The organism is Kitasatospora sp. NPDC051164 (assembly GCF_044455625.1).
Taxonomy (GTDB): domain Bacteria; phylum Actinomycetota; class Actinomycetes; order Streptomycetales; family Streptomycetaceae; genus Kitasatospora.
This window is the reverse complement of the sequence record NZ_JBITFB010000041.1, coordinates 1-24,501: the sequence shown is the minus strand read 5'-3', so window position 1 is coordinate 24,501 and position 24,501 is coordinate 1. Positions and strand designations below refer to the sequence as shown.

The 24,501-nt window shown below is 73.8% G+C and carries 18 protein-coding genes and 2 pseudogenes; 12 read left to right on the top strand and 8 right to left on the bottom strand.

What is annotated here, in order from left to right:
- Nucleotides 1-103: 103 nt before the first annotated feature.
- Nucleotides 104-778 (bottom strand): hypothetical protein, encoded by a 675-nt coding sequence (locus tag ACIBEC_RS40420; RefSeq protein WP_360505101.1) that lies wholly within the window; start codon nt 776-778, stop codon nt 104-106.
- Between the two features lie 388 nt (nt 779-1,166).
- Here ACIBEC_RS40420 and ACIBEC_RS40415 point away from each other — a divergent pair, with 388 nt between their 5' ends.
- The 4 genes from ACIBEC_RS40415 (at nt 1,167) to ACIBEC_RS40400 (ending at nt 5,103) form a co-directional block, all read left to right on the top strand.
- Complete coding sequence (locus ACIBEC_RS40415; protein WP_360505103.1) at nt 1,167-1,877, top strand: ScbR family autoregulator-binding transcription factor; 711 nt, start codon at nt 1,167-1,169, stop codon at nt 1,875-1,877.
- Between the two features lie 298 nt (nt 1,878-2,175).
- Nucleotides 2,176-3,084, top strand: coding sequence for an AfsR/SARP family transcriptional regulator (locus tag ACIBEC_RS40410; RefSeq protein WP_360505105.1), 909 nt, complete (start codon nt 2,176-2,178; stop codon nt 3,082-3,084).
- Between the two features lie 88 nt (nt 3,085-3,172).
- A complete protein-coding gene (locus ACIBEC_RS40405; RefSeq protein ID WP_360505107.1) occupies nt 3,173-3,958 on the top strand; it encodes a TetR/AcrR family transcriptional regulator in 786 nt (261 codons plus the stop codon).
- Between the two features lie 341 nt (nt 3,959-4,299).
- Nucleotides 4,300-5,103: a putative protein N(5)-glutamine methyltransferase gene (locus ACIBEC_RS40400; RefSeq protein WP_360505109.1), complete on the top strand. Its 804-nt coding sequence runs from the start codon at nt 4,300-4,302 to the stop codon at nt 5,101-5,103.
- Between the two features lie 85 nt (nt 5,104-5,188).
- Here ACIBEC_RS40400 and ACIBEC_RS40395 read toward each other — a convergent pair whose 3' ends face one another.
- Together ACIBEC_RS40395 and ACIBEC_RS40390 are read right to left on the bottom strand one after the other, a co-directional pair.
- Nucleotides 5,189-5,617 carry a PPOX class F420-dependent oxidoreductase gene (locus ACIBEC_RS40395; RefSeq protein ID WP_360505111.1) on the bottom strand — a complete coding sequence of 143 codons (429 nt, stop codon included), beginning with the start codon at nt 5,615-5,617 and terminating at the stop codon, nt 5,189-5,191.
- 377 nt (nt 5,618-5,994) lie between these two features.
- The gene (locus ACIBEC_RS40390) at nt 5,995-7,416 is read right to left on the bottom strand and encodes a pyridoxal-dependent decarboxylase (protein ID WP_360505113.1); all 1,422 of its coding nucleotides are present in this window, start codon (nt 7,414-7,416) and stop codon (nt 5,995-5,997) included.
- Nucleotides 7,417-7,556: 140 nt separating this feature from the next.
- Between ACIBEC_RS40390 and ACIBEC_RS40385 the strand changes: the two genes are divergently transcribed.
- Nucleotides 7,557-8,600 carry a HEAT repeat domain-containing protein gene (locus ACIBEC_RS40385; protein ID WP_360505115.1) on the top strand — a complete coding sequence of 348 codons (1,044 nt, stop codon included), beginning with the start codon at nt 7,557-7,559 and terminating at the stop codon, nt 8,598-8,600.
- 155 nt (nt 8,601-8,755) lie between these two features.
- Here ACIBEC_RS40385 and ACIBEC_RS40380 read toward each other — a convergent pair whose 3' ends face one another.
- Nucleotides 8,756-10,027, bottom strand: coding sequence for an MFS transporter (locus ACIBEC_RS40380; RefSeq protein WP_360505117.1), 1,272 nt, complete (start codon nt 10,025-10,027; stop codon nt 8,756-8,758).
- Nucleotides 10,028-10,077: 50 nt separating this feature from the next.
- Nucleotides 10,078-10,671 (bottom strand): helix-turn-helix domain-containing protein, encoded by a 594-nt coding sequence (locus tag ACIBEC_RS40375; RefSeq protein WP_360505119.1) that lies wholly within the window; start codon nt 10,669-10,671, stop codon nt 10,078-10,080.
- Nucleotides 10,672-10,875: 204 nt separating this feature from the next.
- On the opposite strand from ACIBEC_RS40375, the gene ACIBEC_RS40370 reads away from it, so the two are divergent.
- The 3 genes from ACIBEC_RS40370 (at nt 10,876) to ACIBEC_RS40360 (ending at nt 15,032) form a co-directional block, all read left to right on the top strand.
- On the top strand, nt 10,876-11,631 hold the full coding sequence (locus ACIBEC_RS40370) for a hypothetical protein (protein WP_360505121.1): 756 nt from the start codon (nt 10,876-10,878) through the stop codon (nt 11,629-11,631).
- Nucleotides 11,632-11,678: 47 nt separating this feature from the next.
- Nucleotides 11,679-13,841, top strand: a complete 2,163-nt coding sequence (locus ACIBEC_RS40365) for a bifunctional polysaccharide deacetylase/glycosyltransferase family 2 protein (RefSeq protein WP_396290184.1) — start codon at nt 11,679-11,681, stop codon at nt 13,839-13,841.
- 306 nt (nt 13,842-14,147) lie between these two features.
- On the top strand, nt 14,148-15,032 hold the full coding sequence (locus tag ACIBEC_RS40360) for a S1 family peptidase (RefSeq protein ID WP_360505125.1): 885 nt from the start codon (nt 14,148-14,150) through the stop codon (nt 15,030-15,032).
- A 334-nt stretch (nt 15,033-15,366) separates the two neighbouring features.
- Here ACIBEC_RS40360 and ACIBEC_RS40355 read toward each other — a convergent pair whose 3' ends face one another.
- Nucleotides 15,367-18,318 (bottom strand): RNA repair domain-containing protein, encoded by a 2,952-nt coding sequence (locus ACIBEC_RS40355; RefSeq protein WP_360505127.1) that lies wholly within the window; start codon nt 18,316-18,318, stop codon nt 15,367-15,369.
- Complete coding sequence (locus ACIBEC_RS40350; RefSeq protein ID WP_360505129.1) at nt 18,318-20,054, bottom strand: RNA ligase family protein; 1,737 nt, start codon at nt 20,052-20,054, stop codon at nt 18,318-18,320. Before ACIBEC_RS40350 ends, ACIBEC_RS40355 begins: the two co-directional genes overlap by 1 nt.
- 203 nt (nt 20,055-20,257) lie before the next feature.
- Between ACIBEC_RS40350 and ACIBEC_RS40345 the strand changes: the two genes are divergently transcribed.
- The 4 genes and pseudogenes from ACIBEC_RS40345 to ACIBEC_RS40330 all read left to right on the top strand — a co-directional run.
- Nucleotides 20,258-21,043, top strand: coding sequence for a class I SAM-dependent methyltransferase (locus ACIBEC_RS40345; RefSeq protein ID WP_360505131.1), 786 nt, complete (start codon nt 20,258-20,260; stop codon nt 21,041-21,043).
- A 148-nt stretch (nt 21,044-21,191) separates the two neighbouring features.
- Nucleotides 21,192-21,398 (top strand): annotated as a pseudogene (locus tag ACIBEC_RS40340) (flavodoxin family protein); the annotation flags it as partial.
- A gap of 840 nt (nt 21,399-22,238) precedes the next feature.
- Complete coding sequence (locus ACIBEC_RS40335) at nt 22,239-22,955, top strand: flavodoxin family protein (RefSeq protein ID WP_360505133.1); 717 nt, start codon at nt 22,239-22,241, stop codon at nt 22,953-22,955.
- Between the two features lie 46 nt (nt 22,956-23,001).
- Nucleotides 23,002-23,172 (top strand): annotated as a pseudogene (locus ACIBEC_RS40330) (pirin family protein); the annotation flags it as partial.
- Between the two features lie 628 nt (nt 23,173-23,800).
- On the opposite strand, the gene ACIBEC_RS40325 reads toward ACIBEC_RS40330, so the two are convergent.
- A complete protein-coding gene (locus tag ACIBEC_RS40325) occupies nt 23,801-24,370 on the bottom strand; it encodes a hypothetical protein (RefSeq protein WP_360505135.1) in 570 nt (189 codons plus the stop codon).
- Between the last annotated feature and the right edge of the window lie 131 nt (nt 24,371-24,501).

The following is a 24,501-nucleotide window of genomic DNA, read 5'->3' as shown; positions in this document are numbered from 1 at the left end:
CGTCGAGGAGCAGCGCATCCTGTCGGAGCGCGCCGCCCGGCGCCTCATCCTGCACGTGGCGGAGTCGTAGGGCCTGGCACCAGAAGTCGGCCTGGCCGACTTCTCACGCGCAGACGCGTTCGCCGGAGACGTGTGCGGACTCGCTCCCGTCCGGGAACCGCGCCAGGTCGGGGGCGATGGTGCCGTCCGCGCGGCGGACCCGGGCGTGCAGGAGGCCCAGCGCGGCCCACGGCGTGCTGACGGCGTAGAGGGTGCGCGGTCCGTGGGTGCCGGGGAAGCGGGCGATGCGCCGGGCGGTGAAGTGCAGGTCGCCGCAGGCGATGTCCTGGACGTCCTCCTGGTCCGCGTAGAGGAAACTCACCCACCGGCCGCCGGTCACACTGGCCGGGCCCAGGAGGGCGTTCACGGCCGGCGTGCCGTCGTCCGGGAGGGGGTTGCTCGTGCAGCCGACCTCCTGGATGTCCTGGTCCCCGAGCTCGAACTCCTTTCCGTGACAGAACCGTCCGTCGGGGAGGGGCCAGAAGTACCAGATCCTGCCGCCCTCGTCCTGGTAGTGGCCCCACTGTTCTCCGGGCGGATTGTGCTGGGCGGTGGCGCGGATCCGTTCCAGGCCGGCCGCGACCCTGTCCGCGAGCGGCAGCCTGACGGCGGTCGCCGGGATGGTGACGGAGGCGGCAGGGCCCGTCTTCGTGGACGTGGTGCAGGAGGCCAGGGCGGCGAGTGCCAGCCCGGTGGCCGTCGCCATGGCGGCATGGCGACGCAGCGGGTCGAGCTTCATGGTTCCCCCCGGGTACGGCCGTTTCGGCCGTTTCGGCCGCTGCGACCGTACGGTCGACTGATCCGTACGACGCCGCGCTCGAGGGCGGCGGTTGCGGAGCGGCACCGGGTGCGGAGATCGGCCGTAGGCTTGCGGCGAGCTTCGGAATTACCGTCAAAGAAACCAATCGTTCGGTTTTTACGGGCGGAAGAAACCTGGGAAGAGGCCTCACCGCCGCGGTGGGCGAGGCCTGTGGTGACGGACCTTCAGGTGGGGGCTCGGCGGGTGGTGGGGAAGGGGGAGGGGTTGGGTGATTAACCGACATCGTCTTGCCGGTTGCGGGTTGGGCGCAGCTAAGATACGGGGTGTTTGGTTTTGTTTTCCGGCATCTCAGGGCGGGGTGGTTGCGGTGGTACGGCAGGAGCGGGCGCTCCGGACGCGTCGGCTGATCCTGGAGGCGGCGGCGTCGGTCTTCGACGAGTTCGGGTACGAGGGCGCGACCATCGGCGAGGTGGTCTCCCGGGCCGGTGTGACGCGTGGTGCGGTGTATTTCCATTTTGCGTCGAAGCGGGATCTCGCGCAGGGCGTGGTCGAGGAACAGTTCTCCCAGGACGGAGTTCCCGAACGGAGCTGCAAGCTCCAGGAGTTCGTGGACACCGGGATGGTGGTCGCGCATCTGATGCCGCGTGACCCGCTGCTGAGCGCGGGTGCCCGGCTCTCGCTCGGGCAGGACGTGTTCGACGACCTCGGCGGCGGTGCCATCCCGGGGTGGATCGGCCGGATGGAGGCGCTGCTGCTGGCGGCCGGCGAGCGCGGCGAGCTGCTGCCGCACGTCGTTCCGGCGGACACCGCATGGCTGATCATCGCGGCGTGGACGGGAGTTCAGATCCAGTCCCAGAAGCTTTCCGGGCGGGCTGACCTGGAGCTTCGGGTGTCGGGGCTGTTCCAGCACCTGATGCCGAGCATCGCGGTGCCCGGCGTGCTCGGATCGCTGCGGATGGGGCCGGACCGGGGTGCCCAGGTGGTCGCCGAGATCGCGGCGGCCCGTGCGGACGCGGGCGGCGGGGACGAGGGCGACGACGTGCCGGTCGAGGCGCAGGCGGGCATCGGCGTGGGCTGACGGGAGCTCAACCTGCCTCCTGTGCAGGGGGGCTGAGGGCGGATCGGGCGCGCGGGCGGCGGCGGGACCACGGGGTCACGCCGCCTTTGGTTTGCCCTGCGAACACTACCGAGGGTGGTCGTGTGGCTTCTTGCAGTGCCCAGGCGGCCCGCCTTCAAAAACAAACAGCACGTTCGGTTTTGTATTGACAAACCGCGCGTCCTGTTTTTCACTGGTGGCAGTTGCCCCCAGGGGTGTCGACCCGGGTGCCGGCCGCAGCGACGAGCTTGCGGCGTTCCGTGTGATTGGGGTGGTCATCGTGGAAATTCGGGTGCTCGGGGCGTTGGACGTCCGGGTGTGCGGGGTGTCGGTGGTGCCGTCGGCGCCGAAGCCGCGTCAGGTGCTGGGGCTGCTGGCCCTCCGCGCGGACCAGGTGGTTCCGGCGGGGGTGCTGGCCGACGAGCTGTGGTCCGGCCGTCCGCCGCGCAGTGCGCGCACCACCGTGCAGACGTACGTCCTCCAGCTGCGCGACCTGATCGACCGGGCGCTCGCCCGGGCCGGCGAGGAGGCGGGGGTGTCCTGCGCCAAGGACGTCCTGGTGACCTCGCCCGGCGGCTACATGCTGAACAGCGGCGGCGGACTGACGGACATCCGGGAGTTCGAGCGGCTGGCCGGCATGGGCTACCGGGCGATCGACGGCGAGGACCACCCGCTGGCCGCCCGGATGCTCGGCGAGGCGCTCGCGCTGTGGCGCGGACCGGCCTTCGCGGACGTCCCGGTCGGCGGCCAACTCGCCGTCGAAGCCAAGCGGTTGGAGGAGACCCGGCTCTGCGCGCTGGACCAGCGGATCGACGCCGACCTACGGCTGGGCCGCCACCGCGTCCTGCTCGCCGAACTCACCGTCCTGGTCGACCGCTACCGCACCCACGAGAGCCTGCACGGCCAGTACATGATCGCCCTGCACCGCTCCGGGCGCCGCGGCGAGGCCCTCGAGGCCTACCAGCGGCTGCGGAACACCCTGGTACGGGAGTTGGGCATGGAGCCCTCGGTCGGTCTGCGCCGGCTGCAGCGCTCCATCCTGCTCATGGGGCCGGAACGGCCCGCCGCCGCCGAGCGACCCGTCGGTCCGGAGCGGACGGAGCGGACGGCGCAGACGGAGCGCGAACCCGCTGTGGGCGCGGCCGCGTTGGCGGACACCGCGGCGGCCCGGCTCAGCCGGGTCGGCTGAGGGCGACGGTCGGAGGACTCGGCGCCCGCCCGGGTGCCACCGGGGCTTGGTCGGAACGTGCTTGTCGTCGTGAGGGGTTGTGGGACGGGTGGTCCAGCAGAGGTCGGAACGGACGCGCGGGCGGCTGGTGGAGGCGGGGGCGGGGCTGTTCGACCGCCATGGCTATGCGGGTGCCACCCTCGGCGAGATCGCCGCGGCCGCAGGGGTGACGAAGGGGGCGCTGTACTTCCACTTCGCCTCCAAGGAGGAGCTGGCCAGAGCGGTGTTCGAGCAGGCCGAGCGTTCGCTGCGCGCGGCCTGCGGCGACCAGCGCGCCGCCTCCTCCCCGCTCCAGGGGCTGATCGACGCCGGGTACTGGCTGGTCGACGCCCTCGGGGCGGACCCGGTGGTCCGGGCGGCGTTCCGCCTCGGCCGCGAGGACGGCGGCTGGCAGGCGGAACCCCCACCGGGCGGGGCCGAGCGGAGTGGGGTCGAGCCGGGCGGGGCCGAGCGGAGTGACGTCAAACCGGGCGGGCCGAAGGCCGGCGAAGCCAGGCCGGGCGGTCCGAATCCGGGTGAAACCGGAGCGGTGGACGCCCGGCAGACCCTCGCGGGCATGCGCGGCTTCCACCGCGTCTGGGCCGCCGTCGTCCGGGACCTGTTGGCCGGGGCCCGCCGCGCGGGCGAGCTGCGCGACCGCGCGGGCGGGCTCGGCCCGGAGATCCTGGTGGTGACCGCCGCCTGCGGCCTGGAAGTGGTGTTCGCCGACGGCTGCCCCGCGGAGGAGCACGCCCGCCGGGTCGGCGCTCTCTGGGACTGGCTGCTGCCCTGCCTGGTCCCCCCGGGCACGGCCGGCTCCTACCGCACCAGGCCGCCGGTACCGCAGCCCGCCTGACCGGCGCGCGAACCGCCTGCCCGGCGTGCAGCCGGCCTGCCCGGCGCGGAGCCCGCCTGACCGGCGCGCGAACTCCCTTGCCGGCACAGGCCCCCGCGCGACCGGCACGTGCCGCCGACCGGCGTTGCGGTAGGGTGGCTGATGCCGAGTATGACCGTGATTCAGGGAGGTGAGACCCATTACCGGAATGTCCGAGCGGGTGCTCCCGGAGCGCGGCCGTGCGGGCGCCTCGCGCGTCTAGCGCGGGTGACGCACCGGCGCGGTGTCGGCCCTTGCGGGAGCCCTGACGGAGTCGTTTCTTCCTCCGTTCGCTTTCCTCCCGTCTTCCCCAAGGGGTTCTCTTGCCGGTTTTCTCCTCCGTCGCTCTCCGTTCCTCGGTGGTCTCCCGGCTGCGTGCAGCCGGTTGCGTGTTCGCCGAGGACGAGGCGCGGATCCTGCTCCGCGCAGCAGCCGCGCCCGCCGACCTGGCCGCCATGGTCCGCGCCCGTGCCGAGGGGCGGCCGCTCGAACGCGTTGTCGGCTGGGCCGAGTTCGCCGGTCTGCGGATCGCCGTCGACCCGGGCGTCTTCGTGCCGCGCCGGCGCAGCGAGTTCCTGGCCGCCGCCGCCACCGCGCTGACCGGCCCGCCCCGCGGCCCGGGCGCGGTGGTGCTCGACCTGTGCTGCGGCAGTGGTGCGCTGGGCGCCGCCGTGGCGGCCGGGGCCGGGCACCCGGTCGAGCTGTACGCGGCGGACATCGACCCGGAGGCGGTCCGCTGCGCCCGCCGCAACCTGGCCGGCACCGGGGCGCGGATCCACCAGGGCGACCTGTTCGCCGCCCTGCCGGCCGCGCTGCGCGGCCGGGTGGACGTGCTGATCGCCAACGTCCCGTACGTCCCGACCGGGGACCTCGCGCTGCTGCCGCCCGAGGCGCGGCTGCACGAGGCCCGGCCGGCGCTCGACGGCGGCGCGGACGGCCTGGACGTGCTGCGCAGGGTGGTCGCGGAGACGCCCCGGTGGCTGGCTGCGGGCGGGTCGTTGCTGTTCGAGACCAGTGAGCGGCAGGTGGCGGCAGCCCTCGGGGTGGCGCGGGCGGCCGGGCTGACGGCGGTGGCGAGCCGGCAGGAGGACCTGGACGCCACGGTGGTCACCGCGACGCTGCGCTGAGCCGCGGGCGGGCGCGGCCACCGTACCCCCGTGACGGTGGCCGCGCCCACCCGGGCGGTTCACCCGGGCGGTTCACCCGGGCCGTTCAGAGGTGGGTGCCGTACACGTGGTCGACCGGGACGGTGAGCAGCACCCGGCGGTCGGAGACCATCGCCTCGCGGTACTCCGCCCAGTCGGGGTGCTCGCCGGCGGCGCTGCGGTAGTAGTCGACCAGCGCCTCGACCTCGGGGCCGTCGGGGTCGGTGCCCGGACCGGTGAGGGTGGCGATGCCCTCGGCGGTGACCCAGGAGCGCCCGTCCGGCCCGGTCACCTCCAGGCTGACCCGGGGGTCCCGGCGCAGGTTGGCGGTCTTGGCCAGCCCGTCCCGGGTGGAGATCAGGATGACGTTCGTCTCCGGGTCGTAGAACGGCATGACGGGGGAGAGCTGGGGCCGGCCGTCCGCCTTGATGGTGGCGAGGATGCCGAGGCGGCTCTGTGCGAGGAGCGCGTACGGGTCGTACGGTGTGGCGGTCATGGGAGGATCATCGGGCTTCACACGGTGTGAAGGTCAAGGCGCGGCAGGCGTGTTGCGTGGGCGGCGCTCAGGATGACACGCACGGCGGAACGGCCGGCCGCGGTCGGAACAGCGGGCCGCCGTCGGGGAGCCGGGGTCGGAACAGCGGGCCGCCGTCGGGGAGCCGCGGTCGGGGAGCCGGGTTGCCGGCAGTGGCTGGTACGGTCCGGGCACACCGGACACCTGGACATCCTGCGGGAGTTGATCGACGGCGGGAGCGGGGACCACCACCGGAGCTGAGCCATCGGCCCGGTGCTCGGGCCGGTGCTCAGGCCCGGTGCTCAGGCCCGGTGCCGTCCCCATCGTCATCGTCGTGGGGCCGGCACCGGGCCGCGCCGTCAGGCCTCGAGGCGCCGGTCGGCGGTCAGTTTCCGGACGACCTGCCCGAGTGCCTCCGCCGTCCGCCGGACGTCGGCCTCCGTGGTGCGCCAGTTGCTGAACGCCGCGCGCAGGGCGGGCCGGTCGGCGTAGCGGGTCGGGGTGACGAAGGCGTCGTCGGCCAGCTCGGCGGCGAGGGCGGCGAGGCGCTCGGGGGTGGGATCCGTCGCCAGGGTGAAGCAGACGACGTTCAGCCGCACCGGGGCGAGCAGGCGCAGGCCGTCGATCCGCTCGACCGCCTCGCCGAGCGCCCGCGCGCCCGCGACGTTGCGTTCCACGATCTCCCGGTGGCCGGCGCGGCCGTACGCGCGCAGGGTGAACCAGGCGGCGAGGGCGCGCAGCCGGTGCGAGTTCTCCGGGGTGAGGTGGACCAGGTCGGGGTGCTCGCCGACCGGGCCGAGGTAGGCGGCGGCGTTCCGGAAGACCTGGGCCTGCAGGTCGGGGCGGCGGGTGAACTGCACGGCGCTGTCGTAGGGCACGTTGAGCCACTTGTGCAGGTCGACGCAGACCGAGTCGGCGAGGTCCAGGCCGGCCACCAGCTCCGCGTGCTCCGGCGACAGCGCGGCGAAGGCGCCGAACGCGGCGTCCACGTGCAGCCAGAACCCGTACCGCTCGCGGAGGTCGGCGATCGCCCGCAGGTCGTCGAAGTCGACGGTGTTGACGGTGCCCGCGTTGGCCACCACGATGCACGGCCCGTCGGCCTCGGCCAGCGCCCGCTCCAGCGCGGCCACGTCCACCGCCTCCCGGCCGGGCAGTAGGGGCACGGACCGCAGCGCCGTGCGGCCCAGGCCCAGCACCGACAGCGCCTTGGAGACGGAGGAGTGCGCGCCGCCCGACAGCACCCGGACCCGGCCCAGCGCGCCGACCCCGTCCTCGGCGACGTCCACGCCGAGCCGCTCGCCCAGCCACTCGCGGGCGATCGCCAGTCCGACCGTGTTCGACATGGTCGCGCCGCTCACGAAGGTGCCGTGGTGCGCCGCCGAGAGCCCGAACAGCTCGCGCAGCCAGCCGACCGTCTCCCGCTCCAGGTGCTGACCGGCCGGGTCCAGCGAGGAGTTGGAGTTCTGGTCGACGGTGGAGGTCAGCCAGTCGCCCGCCAGTGCGGCCGGGGTCGCACCACCGGTCACGAACCCGAAGTACCGCGGCCCGGGACTGCCCGACAGGCGCGGCTCCCACCGCTCGGCGAACTCCGCCAGCGCCGCCGGCAACCCGCCGCCCGCCTCGGCGAGCTTCGCCGGACCGACGGATCCGGCGCCGGGCGGGGCCGCCTGCGGGACGACGGGCCGGTCGGCGAGGCCGTCGAGGAAGGCGAGGGCCTGCTGCCGGGTCTCCTCCAGGAGTTCGGGCAACCGCGCGAGATCGGCGGCGAGTTCGGGGTGCATGCGGGTTCTCCGTTGATCGACTGTGCGCCCGAGCGTAGGGGGCGGCGGGCGCGCTGTCCCGGGCCAATCCGGCGCGGGTGGCCTGGCCCGGGCGGAGGAGCCGGGGGAGTTGTCGGTGGGGCGGGCCAGCGTGGCGGGCCGTGGACACTCGGCAGGCGGTACGGGATCTCGGCTCCCCGGATGCGACGGTTCGGCGGGCGGCGGCATGGGCCTTGCGCGAGCGCGGCGATGCGCAGCCGGCGGCGGTTGCGCAGAGCGCGGTGCCGCTGCTGGGTGATCCGGATGCCGAGGTGCGGCAGGCGGCGGTGCGGGTGTTCTGCTCGTGGGGCGAGGACGTCGTGCCCCTGCTGCAGGCGGTGCGTCGCAACGGGCCCGGGGCCGCGCGGGCGGGTGCGCTGGAGGCGCTCGCGGAGATCGGCGGGGAGGCGCTGATCGGCGCCCGGGACCTGGCGGCGCTGGAGCGGCTGGTGCGGGTGAAGGCGCCCGAGGACGCGCCGGAGCCGCTCGCCTGCTGCTTTCTGTCGTGGATCGCGGTCGCCACCGGCGACCAGGCCGGGGTGATGGACCTGCTCGGCCTGTCCGCGCCGCGCCCGGTGCCGTTCGCGGCCGGTGTGTACGCGGCCGACATCGACGGTCACGGGGGTTTCGACGACGATCGGCACGACGCCTTCCGCCGGGTGTTCGTCACCCCTGAGCCGGCCGGATGGACGCTGGTCGTCGGCGCCTGGTGCGATCCGAGCGATGCCGAGCGTGCCGCCGAGGTCCTGGCGGCCTGCGAGCGGCTGAGCGCCCGCTACGGGCGTGCCCAGGCGTACTGGTGGAGCGCGCAGAACGACGGCTCGGCGGTGCTGGTCGCCGAACACGGCGCGGCCGTACGGCGGTTCGCGTACATCCCGGGCGAGGACACGCGGCACCTGGAACTCGGCGCGCCGCTCGGGTACGAGCAGCGGCGGCGAGCCGAGCTCGGGCTGCCCGCGCTGGTGGAGGGGTGGGTGGAGCCGGACGGCGACGACGAGGACGAGTGGGTCCGGGAGCTGTTGGAGCTGGCGCCGCGCCTGGCAGGTGAGTTGAGCCTCGATCCGCTGTCGCTCGGGCCGGGGACGCCGGTGCGCGGGGCCGGTGTCCTCGCGCTCACCGCGTACGGGCGTCGGATGCGGGCGCCGGCGGGGGCGCTGCTGCTGTGACCCCGCACGGCTCCGCGACGGTGGCCCGGACGGTCTCGCCGTCCGCGCGGGCAGCCCGCCCGGCCCGCCCGGTCGATGCTGTCCGGTCCGTGCCGCACGGGCCGGGACGCTGTCGGGCCGGCGGGCCGCCGCGGGTTCAGTGGTCTGCCGCGGGTTCAGTGGTCCGTCTGCCGCCGGGGCAGTTCGGCGCGCCGGACCGTGCCGGAGGCCAGGGCGACGGCCGCGCCCAGGCAGGAGACGGCGCCGCAGCCGACGAAGACCGGGGCCGCGCCCCAGGCGCCGATGGCGGCGCCGACCAGCGGGTAGCTGAGCGGGGCGAGGCCGAGCATGGTGAGCATCACGACGGAGGTGACCCGGCCGAGGTAGGCGGGGTCCGTCGCGGTCTGGACGAGGGCGCTGTCCAGGCCGCCGGCGAGGCCCGCGCACAGGCCGACGAGCGCGGCCAGCGCGGCGGCGGTCCCCAGGCTCGGGACGAGGCCCATCGCGGCCACGCCCGTACTGGCCACGAGCAGGGTGCCCGCCATGGTCAGGCCCGCCCGGGGCAGTCGGCCGACGACGGTGAGCAGCGCGGCGCCGGCGGTGGCCCCGGCGCCGAAGCAGGCGACGATCCAGCCGTAGCCGGACGGGCCCCAGCCGCGCTCGGCGTTGAGGAGCACCATGCCGACGTTGAGGGTGCCGGTGAGGCCGAGTTCGCAGACGCCGCCGACGGCGACCAGCGGACCGATCAGGCGGTGGCGGCGGAGGTAGCGCAGCCCGTCGAGGAGGTCCGTGCGTGCGGTGCCGCGGCGGGGCGCCGCCTCGTCCGGGGGCGTCTCCAGGGCACGGACCCGGATGGTCAGCAGGAGCGGCAGGGAGAGCGCGAAGAGCAGGCCCGCCGTGGCGAAGGCGGCCGCCGGGCCGCCCAGGCCCATGGCCAGGCCGCCGAGCGGCGGGCCCGCGATCTGGCCGAGGCGCATCGACAGCGAGCGCATCCCGGTGACCCGGGCCAGCTGGTCGGGGCCGGTGATCCGGGGCGGGAGGGCGCCGACGGCGGGGACGAACAGCGCGTCCACGGCGCCGAACACGAGCGCCACCGCGACCAGCAGCCAGAGCGCGGGCGTGGTCAGGGCGATGGCTGCGGCCACCGAGAGGATGAGCAGGCAGCGCAGGGCGTCGCTGCCGAGGATCACCCGCCGGGGGTCCAGCCGGTCGGCCAGCACGCCGCCGCCGAGCATGAGCACCGCGCGCGGGAGCGCCCCGGCGGCCATGACCAGGCCGACCTCGGTGGGGCCGGCGGCCCGCTGCGCGGCCCAGCCGAGCGCGACGAAATAGACGCTGTCGCCGATCAGGGAGGCAGTGTAGGCGGCGAGCCAGCGCAGCACGTTGCCGTCGCGGTGGGCGGGCGGCGTGGCGGTGCGCAGGGGGCGGGTCGTCTCCGCGAGGGCCATCACGGTCTCCGGTTCGTCTGTGCGGGGGTGCGGGGGCGGTCTGAGTGAGGTCAGGGGCGGAAAGGGAACCCGTACAGGTGGACGGACACGTGCTCGCGCCCCTCGGTGTCGCCGGCCGCCCTGGCGGCCTTGCCGCGCTCCCGCCAGCGCCGGGACAGGTCTTGCAACTCCTCGCCCAGTTCGGCGAGTTCGGCCGGCTTGAGGTCGAGCAGCCACTCGAGGCTGAAGGCCGCGTCGGTCCACTCCGTGCCCCAGGCGGCGCCCTGGTCCAGGTAGGCGCGGTACTGGGTGGCCCGGGAGTCGACGAGCCCGCGGGCCACCGCGCCGACGGCGGCGGCACCTTCGGGCGTGTCGGAGAGGTCGGACTCCCGGAAGCCCCAGCCCTCCTCGGAGGCGACCTGCCACCACCGCTCCCGGCCGTCGGTGCTCCGGCCGCTCGCCTCGGCGACGAAGCCGTGCTCGGCGAGCTTGCGCAGGTGGTAGCTGACCAGGGACGGCGCCTGGTCGACCTGCTCGGCGAGCTGCGAGGCGGTGGCACTGCCCGCCGCGTAGAGCAGTCGGTAGAGCTGCATCCGCAGCGGGTTGGTGAACGCCTTCAGACGGGACAGGTCGGTGATCCGGTTGGGCTCCGGCTTCTGGGTCATGGGTCCACGGTAGATCCGAAAGAAAAGTTGCGCAATATAAATTGTGAACCCTGGGATCCGGCGGTCGGCACGGTTTCCCGAGAAGGTGTGACAGCGAGCCGGCCGTCGGCGCTGAACAGGTACGACCACCTCACCGCCCGGTCCGCCGTGATCGGGGTGCTGCCGTGGTAGCCCTGTGAACCGACAACACCTGGACTCGACATCGTGCCCGTCACGTCGTACGGCCCATGGCCGACCGCCGAGGAGCAGCCTTACCCTCCGCTGGTCCCGAGGTACTTTCACGGCCCGGCGGCCGGCGGACCGGTCGTCGGAACCCCGACCGACCACTACGCCCCCGCGGCCGGTCCCGCCGACCACTACGCCCCCGCGGCCGGTCCCGCCGACCACCTCGCGTGGCCCGACGAGGCGGGCGAGTCGGACACCGCCGAGCTGTCCGCCGTCACCGACACCGCGGACGAGCAGCCCGCGCCCCCGCCCGTGTTCGTCGACGCCTCCGGCCGCCGTCAGCGCCGGATCCGCAGGCTCGGGGCGGTGCTGGCCGTTCCGGCCGGTGGGTACCTCGCGCTGCTGGGCAGCACCCTGCTCGGCGGCCCCACCGTGAACGCGCCGTTTCTTCCGCTGCCCCAGCCGCCCGCGCCGAGCGCGCCCGCCCAGGCATCCACACCGTCCACGGCGCCGTTCGCCGCCCCGGAGGCCGCGGCCCCGCCCGGCGCGCCGCCCACCGTGGCCGCCCGCCAGGCCGGCACCGGCCCGGTCGGGGACCGGCACCCGCAGACGGCCGGCGCGCCGACCGGGCCTGCCGCCGGCCTCCCGAGTGCCCCCGCAGGTGTCGGCTCGCCCGCTCCGGTCACCAGCCCCGCGGCGCCGCCGAACAGCCCGCCCGCCGCCACGCCCCCACCCGGGCACGGCCGCCCCACGAGCCCGCCGGGCAACTCCGGCAACAAGCCCGGCAAACCCTGATGCCCGACCAGCCCACCCTTGCGGCCCGCACCCCGGAAAGCAGCGCCATGAGCACAACCCGCCGCCGTCGAGCCCCCGCCCCCGACCGCCCCCGCAGAGGCAGGCGCGGAGTGGTGAGGCAGGGCCCGCTGCGCACCCACTGGCTGCTGCTCACCGCACTGCTGCTCACTCTCTCCGGCGCCCTACTGCTCCAGGGGTACACCCAGCACAGCTTCGACGACCGCCCGGACCAGACGGCCGCGCACGCGGGCACGAGCACCGTGCCGACGGCGATCCGCGAAGGCGGACCGGTGATCGACGCCGCCGGCCCCCAGCCGCGCAGCGCCGCTCCCAAGCCCGGCACCATCGTCCTCACCTTCGACGACGGCCCCGACCCGACCTGGACCCCGCAGATCCTCGACGTCCTGCGTCGCGAACGGGTGCACGCCACGTTCTTCGTGGTCGGCACCCAAGCCGCCGCCCACCCGGACCTGATCCGCCGGATCGTCTCCGAGGGCCATCAGATCGGCGTGCACACGTTCACCCACACCGACCTCGGCCCCGCGCCCGACTGGCGCCGCTCGCTGGAACTGCGCGAGACCCAGCTCGCACTGGCCGGTTCGGCGGGAGTGACCAGCTCCCTCCTGCGGCCGCCGTACTCCTCCAGCCCGGACGCCCTGGACGACGGCGAGTGGGATGCCGTGCAGCAGGCCGGGCACGCGGGGTACCTGACCGTGCTCACCACCCAGGACAGCGAGGACTGGCGCCGACCCGGGACCGCGCAGATCCTGAAGACCCTCGACGACGCTGCGGGCGGCCCGGGCCGGATCGTGCTCATGCACGACTCGGGCGGCGACCGCTCCCAGACCGTGGCGGCGCTGACCGCCCTGCTGCCCCGGCTGAAGGACCGCGGCCTGCACTTCGCCACGGTCAGCGAGGCGGTCGGCCTGTCCGACCCCGTCCACCGGGCCGGGACCGCCGACCGGCTCCAGGGGACCGCGTTCATGTGGCTCCTCCGGGGCGGCGACCGGACGCTCGCGGCGCTGGGCTGGCTGTTGTGGGCGGCGGGCGCGATCAGCGTGCTGCGGGCCGTCGCCGTGCTGGCGGCAGCCCGCCGGCACAAGCGGCTGCGGCGCCGGCCATGGGGGCCGCCGGTCACCGAGCCGGTCAGTGTGATCGTGCCCGCCTACAACGAGTCCGCCGGGATCGAGGCCGCACTGCGGTCGCTGCTCGCCTCCGACCACCCGGTGGAGGTGATCGTGGTCGACGACGGCTCGACCGACGGCACGGCCGACCTGGTCGAGTCGCTCGACCTGCCGTACACCCGGGTGATCCGGCAGGAGAACGCGGGCAAGCCAGCCGCCCTCAACACCGGTATCGCCGCCGCCCGCGCGGAGCTGCTGGTCATGGTGGACGGTGACACCGTGTTCGAGCCGGACGCCGTCCGGCACCTCGTGCAGCCGTTCGCCGACCCCTCGGTCGGAGCGGTCTCCGGCAACGCCAAGGTGATCAACCGCGGTGGTCTGCTGGGCCGTTGGCAGCACATCGAGTACGTGGTCGGCTTCAACCTGGACCGCCGGCTCTTCGACCTCGCCGAGTGCATGCCCACCGTGCCGGGCGCGGTCGGCGCCTTCCGCCGCTCCGCGCTGCTCGCGGTCGGCGGCGTGGGCGAGGAGACGCTCGCCGAGGACACCGACCTCACCATGGCGTTGTGCCGGGCCGGTTGGCGAGTGGTCTACGAGGAGCGGGCCAAGGCCTGGACCGAGGCCCCCGCCTCGCTGAGCGCCCTGTGGCGCCAGCGCTACCGCTGGTGCTACGGCACCCTGCAGGCGATGTGGAAGCACCGCGGCGCGCTCGTCCAGGGCGGGCAGGCCGGCAAGCTGGGCCGGCGAGGGCTGCTCTACCTGCTGATGTTCCAGGTCCTCCTGCCCCTGCTCGCCCCGGTGGTCGACGTCTTCGCGCTGTACGGACTGGCCTTCCTCGACCCGGTGCGGATCGTCGGGCTGTGGGCGGCGTTCCTGCTGGTCCAGATGCTGATGGGTGCCTACGCGTTCCGGCTGGACAAGGAACGGTACGGACCGCTGTGGAGCCTGCCGCTGCAGCAGTTCGTCTACCGGCAGCTGATGTACCTGGTGGTGATCCAGTCGGTCTTCACCGCGCTGGCGGGATCCCGCCTGCGCTGGCAGCGGATGCAGCGCTACGGCACGCTCCGGGTCCCGACGGGTGGCTGACCCGGGCCGGCTCGACCGGCCTGACGGACAGCCCGGCATCGTGGTCCGAACGTCCCGTGCCGACGGCCCGGGTTTCCTGGACCGCGGCCCGGCGGGCCGTCCGTGGGGTTGTCGAGATGGTGTGCAGGCCGTGTCCGGGGCCTTGTGCCGCCCTCCGGCTCTGCTCATACTTCCCGTCAGCGCCTGTCAGGGGCAGATCATCCGCGGTGGCACCCCCATGGACACCGTCGGTTGTCCGCGCACTCCCTGACCGCGCCTCACGGCCCCCACACCCTCAGGGGGCCTCTCACTCCCAGGAGGAGACCAGTGAGGACCACGCGCACCATCCCCCACACCGGCACCGCGAGGACCACCCGACTGCTCGCTGCCGTCGTCGGCCTGCTGTCCGCCACCGCGGTGGCCGCGCCGAGTGCGGTCGCCGCCCCCACCGCACCCGCCGGCCCGGCCCGACTCGCCGCGGTGAGCGACGCCCTGCAGCGGACCGACGTCAACGGCATCGCCTGGTACGTCGACCCGACGGCCGACCGTGTAGTCGTCACGGTGGACGGCACCGTCCCACCGGCCGCGATCGCCAGGATCAAGCAGGCCGCCGGCCCCGACGCCGCCACGCTGCGGATCCAGCACTCCCCGGGCACCTTCCGCCCGCTGCTCGCCGCGGGCAGCGCCATCTACGGCGGCCAGTACCGCTGCTCGCTCGGCTTCAACGTGGTGAGCGGCAGCACCTACTACTTCCTCACCGCGGGGCACTGCGGAAACGTCGCGAGCACCTGGTACACCAACTCCGGCCACACCACGCTGATCGGGGCGACCGTCAACTCCAGCTTCCCCGGCAACGACTACGCGCTCGTCCGCTACGACAACAGTGCGGTGAGCCACACCGGCGGCTTCACCTCCGCCCCGAACGCCTACGTCGGGGAAGCGGTCAAGCGCACCGGATCCACCAGCGGCACCCACGGAGGCACGGTCACCGGCCTCAACGCCACCGTGCGCTACTCCGACGGCGGCACCGTACGCGGCATGATCCAGACCAACGTCTGCGCCGAGCCCGGCGATTCGGGCGGCCCGCTGTACGACGCCACCAAGGCCCTCGGCATCACCTCCGGCGGCAGTGGTGACTGCAGCACCGGCGGCACCACCTTCTTCCAGCCGGTCAACGAGGCGCTCGCCGCGTACGGCGTCAACGTCTACTGACCCCGACCGTCCTCCTCCATCCGTCCACCCCGGAACCGGCCCCCGGGCGGGGGTCCAACCTGCCCGGGGCCCGGTTCCTCGGCGCGCGTCGTCCTGCCGGTCGACTACGTCGTGGACGCCCGGACGATCGCCTACCGAACGGACCCCGGGGCTGGAGCGTCCTCATCCTCGGTGAGGCCCACTGCAACCGACACCCCGGACGAGGAACAGCGCCTCTCGGCCCTCCCGGGCTCCATCCCTGGTCCGGCCGGCTCGTACGGGGCCTGGCGACATGTGCCAGGGTCCGCTCCGGATTCTTGTCGATGCCGTCCTCGTCCGTGCCCGGGGGTGAGGTTCAGCTGGTGAGGGTGGGGACCGCGCCGCCCTCGACGTGCTGGAGGCGGACGCCGGGGAGGTGGCGGCACCAGGCGGTGGCGGTCGTGGCGAGTCGGTCCGCGGTGAGCGGGGTGGGGCCGAGGCCGATGGGGAAGTGGGTGAGGCCGTCGGGGGTCCGGTAGGGGTGCGGCCAGGCGTGGAGGTGGGTGGCGCCGGCTACCTCCAGGGCGGCCAGGAGGGTGCGGAGGCGGCCGCGGACCAGCCCGACGGACTCCTCCCTGGCGGTGACCACGGCCCAGGCGGCGTGGCGGCGGTGCAGCGGGGGCGGGGCGAGCAGGGCGGGCCAGGGGTCGGTGCTCTCCGTGGTGAGCTCCCAGGCGCGGTAGAGCTCCTCGGTGAGCAGGTCGCGGGTGTCGGCGCTGACCTGGGTGGTACAACTGCGGACGGGGGAGGAAGGGGTGACGATGGAGATCGGTTCGGACTGATGGCACATCAGGTACCTGGACAGGCAGACAGGTTGGCGCCAGTCCCAGCCGGCCCAGGTCTCGGTGAACTGCCGGAACAGGTCGCCGTCGGCGTCAGTTCCGTTCGTGTCACTTCCGTCCGCGTCATCGTCGTCCGAGTCGTGAGCGTCATCGGCGTCCAGGACGACCCGTGCGGCGAGCACCGACCAGGCGAGCGAAGGCAGTTGGCCGAAGGGGGCGGAATCCAGGCCGCGCGCCCGGGACCAGGCCTTGACCTGACGGGCCAGCCGGACGAAGCGGTCGTGCCGGTCGCCGAGGGCTGCCAGGATCGCCTCGGCGTCTGTGACCGCGCTCAGCGCGACGGCCTCCGCCTCGCCCAACTCCGCACGGCGGGCCACGGCTTGGGCCGGGTCGAGTGAGCCGGTGAACACGACGACGAGGTCGACGGACAGGCCGTCCGCCTCCAGTCGCAACCCCGGCACCCGGGCGCCGCGCACCTCGCGCAGCCGTCGGGCGTCCGGCAGCGCGGCCGCGATCCGGGTGCGGACGCCGGGCAGGTCGGCCGGGCCGGGCAGCGCCGCCACCAGGTCCAGGTCGGCGCCGTCCAGCTGGCAGCCCAGCCGCCGCGAGCCGACGACGTGGACCGCGCCGTCCGGTAGCGCCTCGGTGATGCGTCGAGCCAACGCCCAGGCGAAGGAGGTCCGTTCGGGCGACTCCGGCTCCGGCTGCCGCGAGACGGTCGGCTCCTCGGGCACCGGGCGCACCTCGCCCGTCCCCAGCGCGATCACCGCGCGGGGCCGCATCGGCTCGGAGCCCCGGCGCGAGAGCACCACCAGCTCGCCCACCCGGGCCGAGACCTCGGTGAGCCGGGCCGCGCAGTCGGCGGCCACCCGCTGCGGGTCGGTGCTGCGCCCGAGGGTCAGGTGCGGCGTGAAGCCCTCCGCGCGGCCGCGGCAGCGGGGGAAGCGGCGTTCCAGCGCGTGCCGCAGCGCCGCCCAAGGCTCGGCGGAGGCGGCGGCCGGGTCGAGCCAGATGGTGGCGTCCTCGCGGTGGCCGAAGGTGTGCACCCCTGCCAGGCGCGCGGTGAACGGCGCCGTCTCAGCGGCGGCCGCGCCCAGCAGCGGCAGGGCGCGGTCGAACTCGGCCTCCGGGACGAAGCCGAACAGCAGGTTGACGTGCGGCGGCCAGCGGCGCAGCTGCGGGTCGTACGCGGCGCGCAGCCGCTGGATCGGGGGCCACAGCTCCTCGGGCGGCAGCCAGGCGACGGCGGTCCGGGGGGTGGGCGCGGCGTCGAGGACGTCCGGCGTCCCGCCCGCTCCGTCGAGGGTGAGGTCCACGGCTACGCCGTAGTGGTCGGAGGGGTGCAGTCCGTCGGCGGTCGGGCGCTCGCCCAGCAGGGCGGCGGCGGTGATGCGGGTGCTGTCGGCGCGGTGCAGGACGCGGTCGAGGCGGCCCGGGCGGCCGGTGAGCGAGGAGACGGCGGCGAGCGGGTTGGCGGTCGGGTCGAAGGTGGGGGTGTCGTCGGACGGGCCGTGCACCTGCGTCCAGGCGTCGCGCAGGCCGAGTGCGGCGGCCGGGCCGGTGGCGCCGGAGCGGGCGTCGTTGAAGTCCCCGAGCAGTAGCAGTTCACCCTCGAGGCCGCCCAACCCTTCGGCCAGCTGGGCGAGTTCGGCTTCGCGGCGGGCCGCGCCGTCCGGCGAGTGGTCGCTGCTCAGGTGGACGGCGGCGACCGTCAGCGGTTCGCCGGCGGTCCGTACGGTGATCGCGGTGACGGCCTTGTGCGGGCCCAGCGCGTGCCGGCCGGCCTCCAGGACCGGCAGCCGGCTGAGCAGCAGCAGGCCGTGCTCGTCGACGTCCCGGCCGAGCGGGTCCGCGTTGAGGGTGTAGCCGGCGCGGACCCAGGGCGCCGCCAGCAGCAGGGCGACCAGCGCCGGCTCGACCTCCTGCAGGGCGATCACGTCGGCGTCGGCGGCCTCCAGTGCGGCGAGCAGCGGTGGGCGGCGGCGGGCGGTGGCGATCCGGTCGGCGTCGTAGCGGTCCCACAGGGTGTTCCAGGTGACGACGCGCAGGTCGCCGACGGTCGGGGCCGAGGGCTGGGCGTGCTCCGAGACGACAGCCTGCCAGCCGTCGCCCGGCCCCCGGGAGGAGCCCGCCCGCGGGGAGCTGTCCGCTCGCGGGGGGCCGTCCGGCTGCCGGTCGCGGTCCGGCTGCCAGGCGTACGGGGTCGTCGCCACGAAGAAGGGCGAGCGCAGCCGGCGCGGGTCGGTGCGGCGCCCGGCCTCGGTGCTGTCGAGCACGTCCACGCCGGACGCGCGGTCCCAGACCACCACGCCGTCGGCCTCGACCCGGTGCACCCGGTGCCAGGGGATGTCGCCCGCGGCGGCGAAAGCCTCCAGCGGGACGCGCTCGGTGCGGTCGTCGCGCTGGCGCACACCCAGGGTGAACCGGGCCGGGTCGAAGCGGGCGTCCCAGCGGATGCGCTGGCAGATCTGTTCGATGGGACGCATCAGTCCTCCTCGGCGTCGAGCGTGCCCGCCGTGTCTTCCACGGTGCCACCGGCGCCGACGTACCAGGTGCGGTGCGCCTGGCCGGGGTAGGGCGGGCTGAAGCGGTACAGCTGTGCGGTGAGCACGTCGGCCGGCACCGGGTGCGGCCGTACGGCGTTGCGGCGCTGCAGTTCGTCCTCGCCGACCACCAGCACGACCTGGGTGACCAGGGCGTCGCGGCGCTGCGCGATGGCGTGGACCTGGGAGCGCTGCCGGCGGTTGAGCGAGGTGGCGTCCCAGACGACGGTGTCCGTGCGGTCGGCCCCTGGGGTGGCGAGGGCGGCGTCCAGCCGGGCCAGGCCCTCGCGCAGCACCACGGCGTTGTCGCGCTGGTCGGCGCGCGAGCCCCGGGCGGCGCGCAGGTCGTCCAGGCTGATCCGGGCGGCGACACCGGTCAGCCCGGCGGCGAAGCTGCTCTTGCCGCTGCCGGACGGGCCGCACAGGTGCACCAGTCGGGGGAAGCGGCCGTCCCGCCGGCGCCAGGTGGCCGCGACGGCCTCCTCGACGGTGGAGATCCGGCCGAGCGCGTACGCCTCGCGGGCCTGTGCCCAGCAGCGGTCGGCGGCGTCCCGGTCGAGGTCGGCGAGCGCCTCGCGCAGACCGGTGCGCAGCCGGGCGAGCGGCGCCCCGTCGAGCAGCCCGGCGTCCTCGGCGTGCAGCGCGGACCAGGCGACCTGCTCGCGCTCCGCCGCCCCGGGAGCGGCGGCCGCGGCGACGGCGTGCAGCACCCCGAGGTCGGCGGCGCAGGAGAGCCGGACCAGCCCGGCGCGGCGGTCCTCGTCCGGGTACGGCTGGTGCAGCCCCGGGTGCAGCCCGACCAGGTCGGCGACCCGGCGGGCCAGCGGCAGCCCGAGCGGCCCGGCCAGGCGCGGCGCCAGCGACGGCCGGCGCTCGGCGCGCAGCGCGGTCGCGAGCACCCCGGCCAGCCGGGCGTCCCCGCCGCGGCCGAGCTCGTCCAGCCGGGCCGACACCTCCGCCAACTCCTCGGGCTGGCACAACAGTTCGGTTAGTCCCAATGCGGCGGCCAGGGCGGGCGGTTCGGGCAGCGCGCCGGACCGTACGGACCACAGTGCGGCACTCGGGCCGAGCCCGTTTTCCACCACGGCGGCGTGCATCCAGTGCGTGTCGGTGCGCACGTGGTGCGGGCGCACCCACTTGGCGACCCGCTCGCCGAACTCCGCCCGGGAGAAGCCCCGGACGGTCCGCACGACGTAGCCCTCCTGCCGGTTCAGGTCCAACGGCAGGGCGCGTAGGGCCCGTTCGTCGAAGCGGCCGCGCCACAGCACCGGGGGCGACGGGACGCCGAGGCGGCGCAGGAAGCGGACGGTGTCGTCCCAGTCCAGGCAGTGGTCGCGGTCCGTCCAGACCGAGAAGCCGTAGAACCAGCTCTCCAGGTCGGTGTACGGGATCGAGTGTCGGGCGAACAGGTTCTCGCCGCAGATTCGCCAGCCGTCCGGGATCCGCCCGCCGATCCGGCCCTGCAGGCCCTTCACCCAGGCGCGGGAGGGGTGGTGGGCCGAGTCCAGTGAGCGGGCGTGCAGGCCGTCGGGGTAGAGGGTGGTGTTCTCGCCGTCGAGCTTCTCGGTGACGACGACCTCCGCGCCGGCCAGCGCGGTGAGGTCCCCGGTCCGCACGTCGTCCGCCGCCGCCCCCGGTGACCAGGGAAGATGCGGAGTCCGGGGGTAGTGCACGCGCATGTCCGGGCTCCCGTGAACGTCAGTGATCAGGCGGACACTGTAGAAGCGGTGGCTCCGCGCGGGCCACCGAATAACCGCCGGGGCGCCGCAGTCCCACCCTCGCCATCGTGCGACACGCGGGCAGGAACGTCCCTGCGCGCGGGCGGCCGGACACGGGGGTGCAATGAGCGCGCCCCAACACGTCGTCAGAGGGAGGCCGCAGGGTGGAGACCAAGACGAGGGACGCGGACCCGGTCCGTGTCCTGGACGTGGCGAGCGCCGACTACCGCCGGGCGTTCGAGCTGTTCCTCGCCGGGACGGACGAGAAGCCGATCACCCACGCCCGGCTGAGCGAGCTCGCCGCCGCCCTGCCGCACCGCCGGGTCCTGCTGGACCTCGGCGCGGGCGACGGCCGCACCACCGCCCACCTGGCCCGGTCCTTCGACCGTACGGTCGCCGTCGAGCGCAGTGCCGCGATGCGCGAGAAGCTCCGCACCACCTGCCCGGACGCCCTCGTCCTCCCGGAGCGGCTCGACCGGGCCCAGCCGCCCGAGCCGGCCGACCTCGTCCACCTCTCCCACGTGCTCTACTACGTGCCCGAGCCGGACTGGCTCGCCACCGTCACCCGCGCCCTGAACTGGACGGCGCCCGGCGGCGCCCTCCTGGTCGTCCTGCAGAACCCCGAGAGCCCCTGCATGCGGATGGCCGCCCACTTCACCGGCGTCCGCTACGACCTGAGCACCCTCGCCGACCGCCTGCGCGAGCGCCACCCGGCGGACGACATCACCCTCGAGACCCTCGACCTCCACTACCGCACGGCCCACCTCGCCGAGGCCGTGGACGTCGCCGAGTTCATGGTCAACGTCGCCGACCTCGCCACCCTCGACCCCCGCCCCTCCCGCGCCGCCCTGACCGCCTACGTCCAGGACCACTTCACCCGGCCCGACGGCACCTACGCCATCGGCCACACCCAGGACATGCTGATCGTCCGCCGCTCCCCGTCCGCTTGACCGGGGCCCGCCTGACCGGGGCCCGCGGTCGGGCCCCGACCTTCAGGCGACCGGCCCAGCCCCGTGTGCGGCCGCGGGGCGGGGCTGGTGAGCTGTCCGGGGAGCCCGTCACCCGAGCGGCCTCCCGGACACCCCGACGGAGGACCCTGTGCCGGACCCGACGACGTCGTACGCCGACCTGCGCGCCCTGGTGATCAACTGCACGCTGAAGCGCTCCCCGGAACGCAGCCACACCCAGGGCCTGATCGACGTCTCGACCGGCATCCTGGAACGCCAGGGCGTCCAGGTGGAGGTCCTGCGCGCGGTGGACATCGACATCGCGACGGGCGTCTGGCCGGACATGACGGAGCACGGCTCCATCGAGGCTCCGTCCACGAGCCTCGGAGTCGCAGATGTCCGGATGCCTCCCACATTCCTCGCCTTCGCGTAGCACAGTCGGCCGCCTGTCACCGGACATCGGGGGCGAGGTCGGAGGCGCGCTCCGCATGACCTGTCCGGGCAACGCTTCGGTCGTTCCTGCGGAGACGTGGCACCTCAGGGCTTCGGACGCCGAAGCGGCCGCGCGCCTGGCGGCCCTGTTCGGGGATCCCCTGGACCGTGGCGCCGGCGGGTGTGAGCGTGAATACTGCGTCGACACCAGGCTGACCGCATTGCCCGTCGTGATCGCCTCCACGCAAGGCGATCACGGTCCGGATGTCCCGACGTGGCAACCGTTCGGTGGAGCACCTCTGCGAGGCCGGACTCCGGCTCGCCCCGGCAGCCGCGGCAGGTACCCCCTGCGGGTGTCCACCAGCGATGGCAGAGCGAAGGACGGCGGCGCGATCAGGTCTCGCTACGAAGCCTGACATCACCGTGGTCCTTCGTCTTGCAGACGCCCCTGAAGTCGGGCGCTTCGTACTCCGGACGTCATCGTGGGAGTTCGCGGACGAACTCGAACGAGCGCTGCCGGTTTCGAACCTCCCCGGTCGCTTTCGCTTGGTTCTGGCCACGGGGGAGTGCGAAGGCAGGGCGGGAACCCGGGTCCGGTACGCGCACCCCGGGTTGGAACCCGAGCAGATGGACTTGGCCGGTCGACCGAACGGCGCACCGTCAGGCAAGCGGCCCAGTTCCGCGAGCGCCCACCGGGTGGGGCTGGTGAGCTGTGCGGGGAGTCCGCGACCCGACCGGCTTCCGACCGAGCCTGAAGGAGGAATCCGTGCCGGACCCGACGACGTCGTACGCCGACCTGCGCGCCCTGGTGATCAACTGCACGCTGAAGCGCTCCCCGGAACGCAGCAACACTCAGGGCCTGATCGACGTCAGCACCGGCATCCTGGAGCGCCAGGGCGTCGCGGTCGACGTCCTGCGCGCGGTCGACCTTGACATCGCCACGGGCGTCTGGCCCGACATGACCGAGCACGGCTGGGAAACCGATGAGTGGCCGGTGATCTACTCCCAGGTCATGGCCGCCGACATCCTGACGTTAGCTGGACCTGTGTGGTTGGGAGACAACTCGTCGGTGATGAAGAAGGTGATCGAGCGGCTGTACGCCTGCTCGTCGATCCTCAACTCCGAGGGCCAGTACGCGTATTACGGACGGGTCGGCGGCTGTCTGATCACCGGGAACGAGGACGGCGCGAAGCACTGCGCGATGAACGTGCTGTACAGCCTGCAGCACCTCGGGTACACCATCCCGCCGCAGGCCGACGCAGGGTGGGTGGGGGAGGCGGGTCCCGGGCCGTCCTACCTCGACCCGGGGTCGGGCGGGCCGGAGAACGACTTCACCAACCGCAACACCACCTTCATGACCTGGAACCAGCTCCACCTGGCCCGGATGCTCAAGGACGCCGGCGGGCTCCCGGCCCACGGCAACCAGCGCTCAGAGTGGGACGCGGGGTGCCGCTTCGACTTCGAGAACCCCGAGCACCGCTGAGTCACCGGCTGTGTGACGAGGCCGGAAACCCGGCTGGGTGTGGTTGATTTTTATGTGGTGGAACTTCATCGGCCGATCCGGTGATGAGATCGTACAGGCACGAAACGACTGGGAGAAGGGTTCCCGGTTCGGTGAAGTTCATGGCTACGACGGCGCTCGACTGCCCACCCCGGAGCTGCCCGCGATCCCGCTGAAGTCGCGAGGGTGGGTGCGCTGACCTGGGAAAACGTGTGGCGGATCTGTTCGTGCTCCGCCTGGCGGCTGCCAGGCAGAGACGGCTGGTCCGTCGTCTGCCCTGCGCCCGGAGGTCTGGGCTCGCTGGGCCCGGGAGGGGTCTGTCGAGTCTCGTGTTCGGGCATGTGTGCCAGGGTTTCGGATCGATGCTGACCTTTGCTGACTTTCTGACTGGTCATCAGGCCGGGAGTGCTGGCCGTTCGGCTGTCGGCATCGAGACCGGAGGCCCATGCCGATGAGCGGATTGCAGTGCGCCGGGCCGCCCCGAGTCGCATCGGTCTCGGCCTGCCGTAGTCGGGCGCCAACCCCGCGACGAGGGGGCTCGCTGTCGTCCAGAGCGGCCAAGGCGGGGTGGGGAGCCCCGTGCTGGGTAGGTTTAGCCGGTCAAATGAAGATCCGCATCGGCGACCGTCTTCCTGCGTCTCCGATGGAAGAAAGCAGTCAGAAATTGATCATTGGACGTGCGTACTTTGTCGCCTGATGGTGGCTCCGATGATCTGTGGGTGCTGACTATCGACCGGGCGATGCCGACGACACCGCCAGTACCTGCTCATCCCTGCTCGCACTCTCCGGAACGGGACGACGACAACCAGCGTGACGCGTCGAGAAGCTCATCGGCGGGGGAACGCCACCGGGCGGCTGCGCCAGGTCCTGAGATTTTCTATCGCGACCTTGTCGCTCGTGTCGGGCCGGCCGAGGCGCACGGTTCTGATCGCCGCGGCCAGCGCCTCGCGCAGGGCGGTGTCCTCCGCCAATGCGGCAAGGGCCTGCAGTTCCCGCAGTCGCCGCACCGCCTCGGGCGCAAGGCGGTCCACTGCTTCTGCTGCCTGCTGGGAAGCCCACCTGCGAAGCGCCGGCCCCGGGAAGTACTGGTCGCCGTCGTAGGACCACAGCAACTGGGCGCGAATCATCCCCGTCACGTAGGCCTCGCTGTCGGCCGGAAGGCTGGTGAACGCACGCCACGGTTCGAGCGGTCCTGCGGCCGTGTGAGCACCGTCGGCGTATCTGCCGGTCAGTGAAAGCGTGGTCGCACTTTGAGGTAGCAACGGCAGCAGCGCCGTGACGAGGAGGCTCAGCGTGCGGGTGTCGTCCGTCATGCGTCCGTCGAGACGCCAGTGGGGCCCGTCGGCCTCGACTTGCAGATCGCTGCAGCCGATGTTTTCCACCAGGATCTTGACCACTCGCCGTGGTGTCATGCCGCAGTCCCGGTAGATGTCAGAGGACGTTAAGTCCCTTTACTCATGGTTGGGGATCGCTCGTTCGTGTGATCGTTCGATGAACTGACGCGCTGGCCGAGGTGTAGGTGATGTTG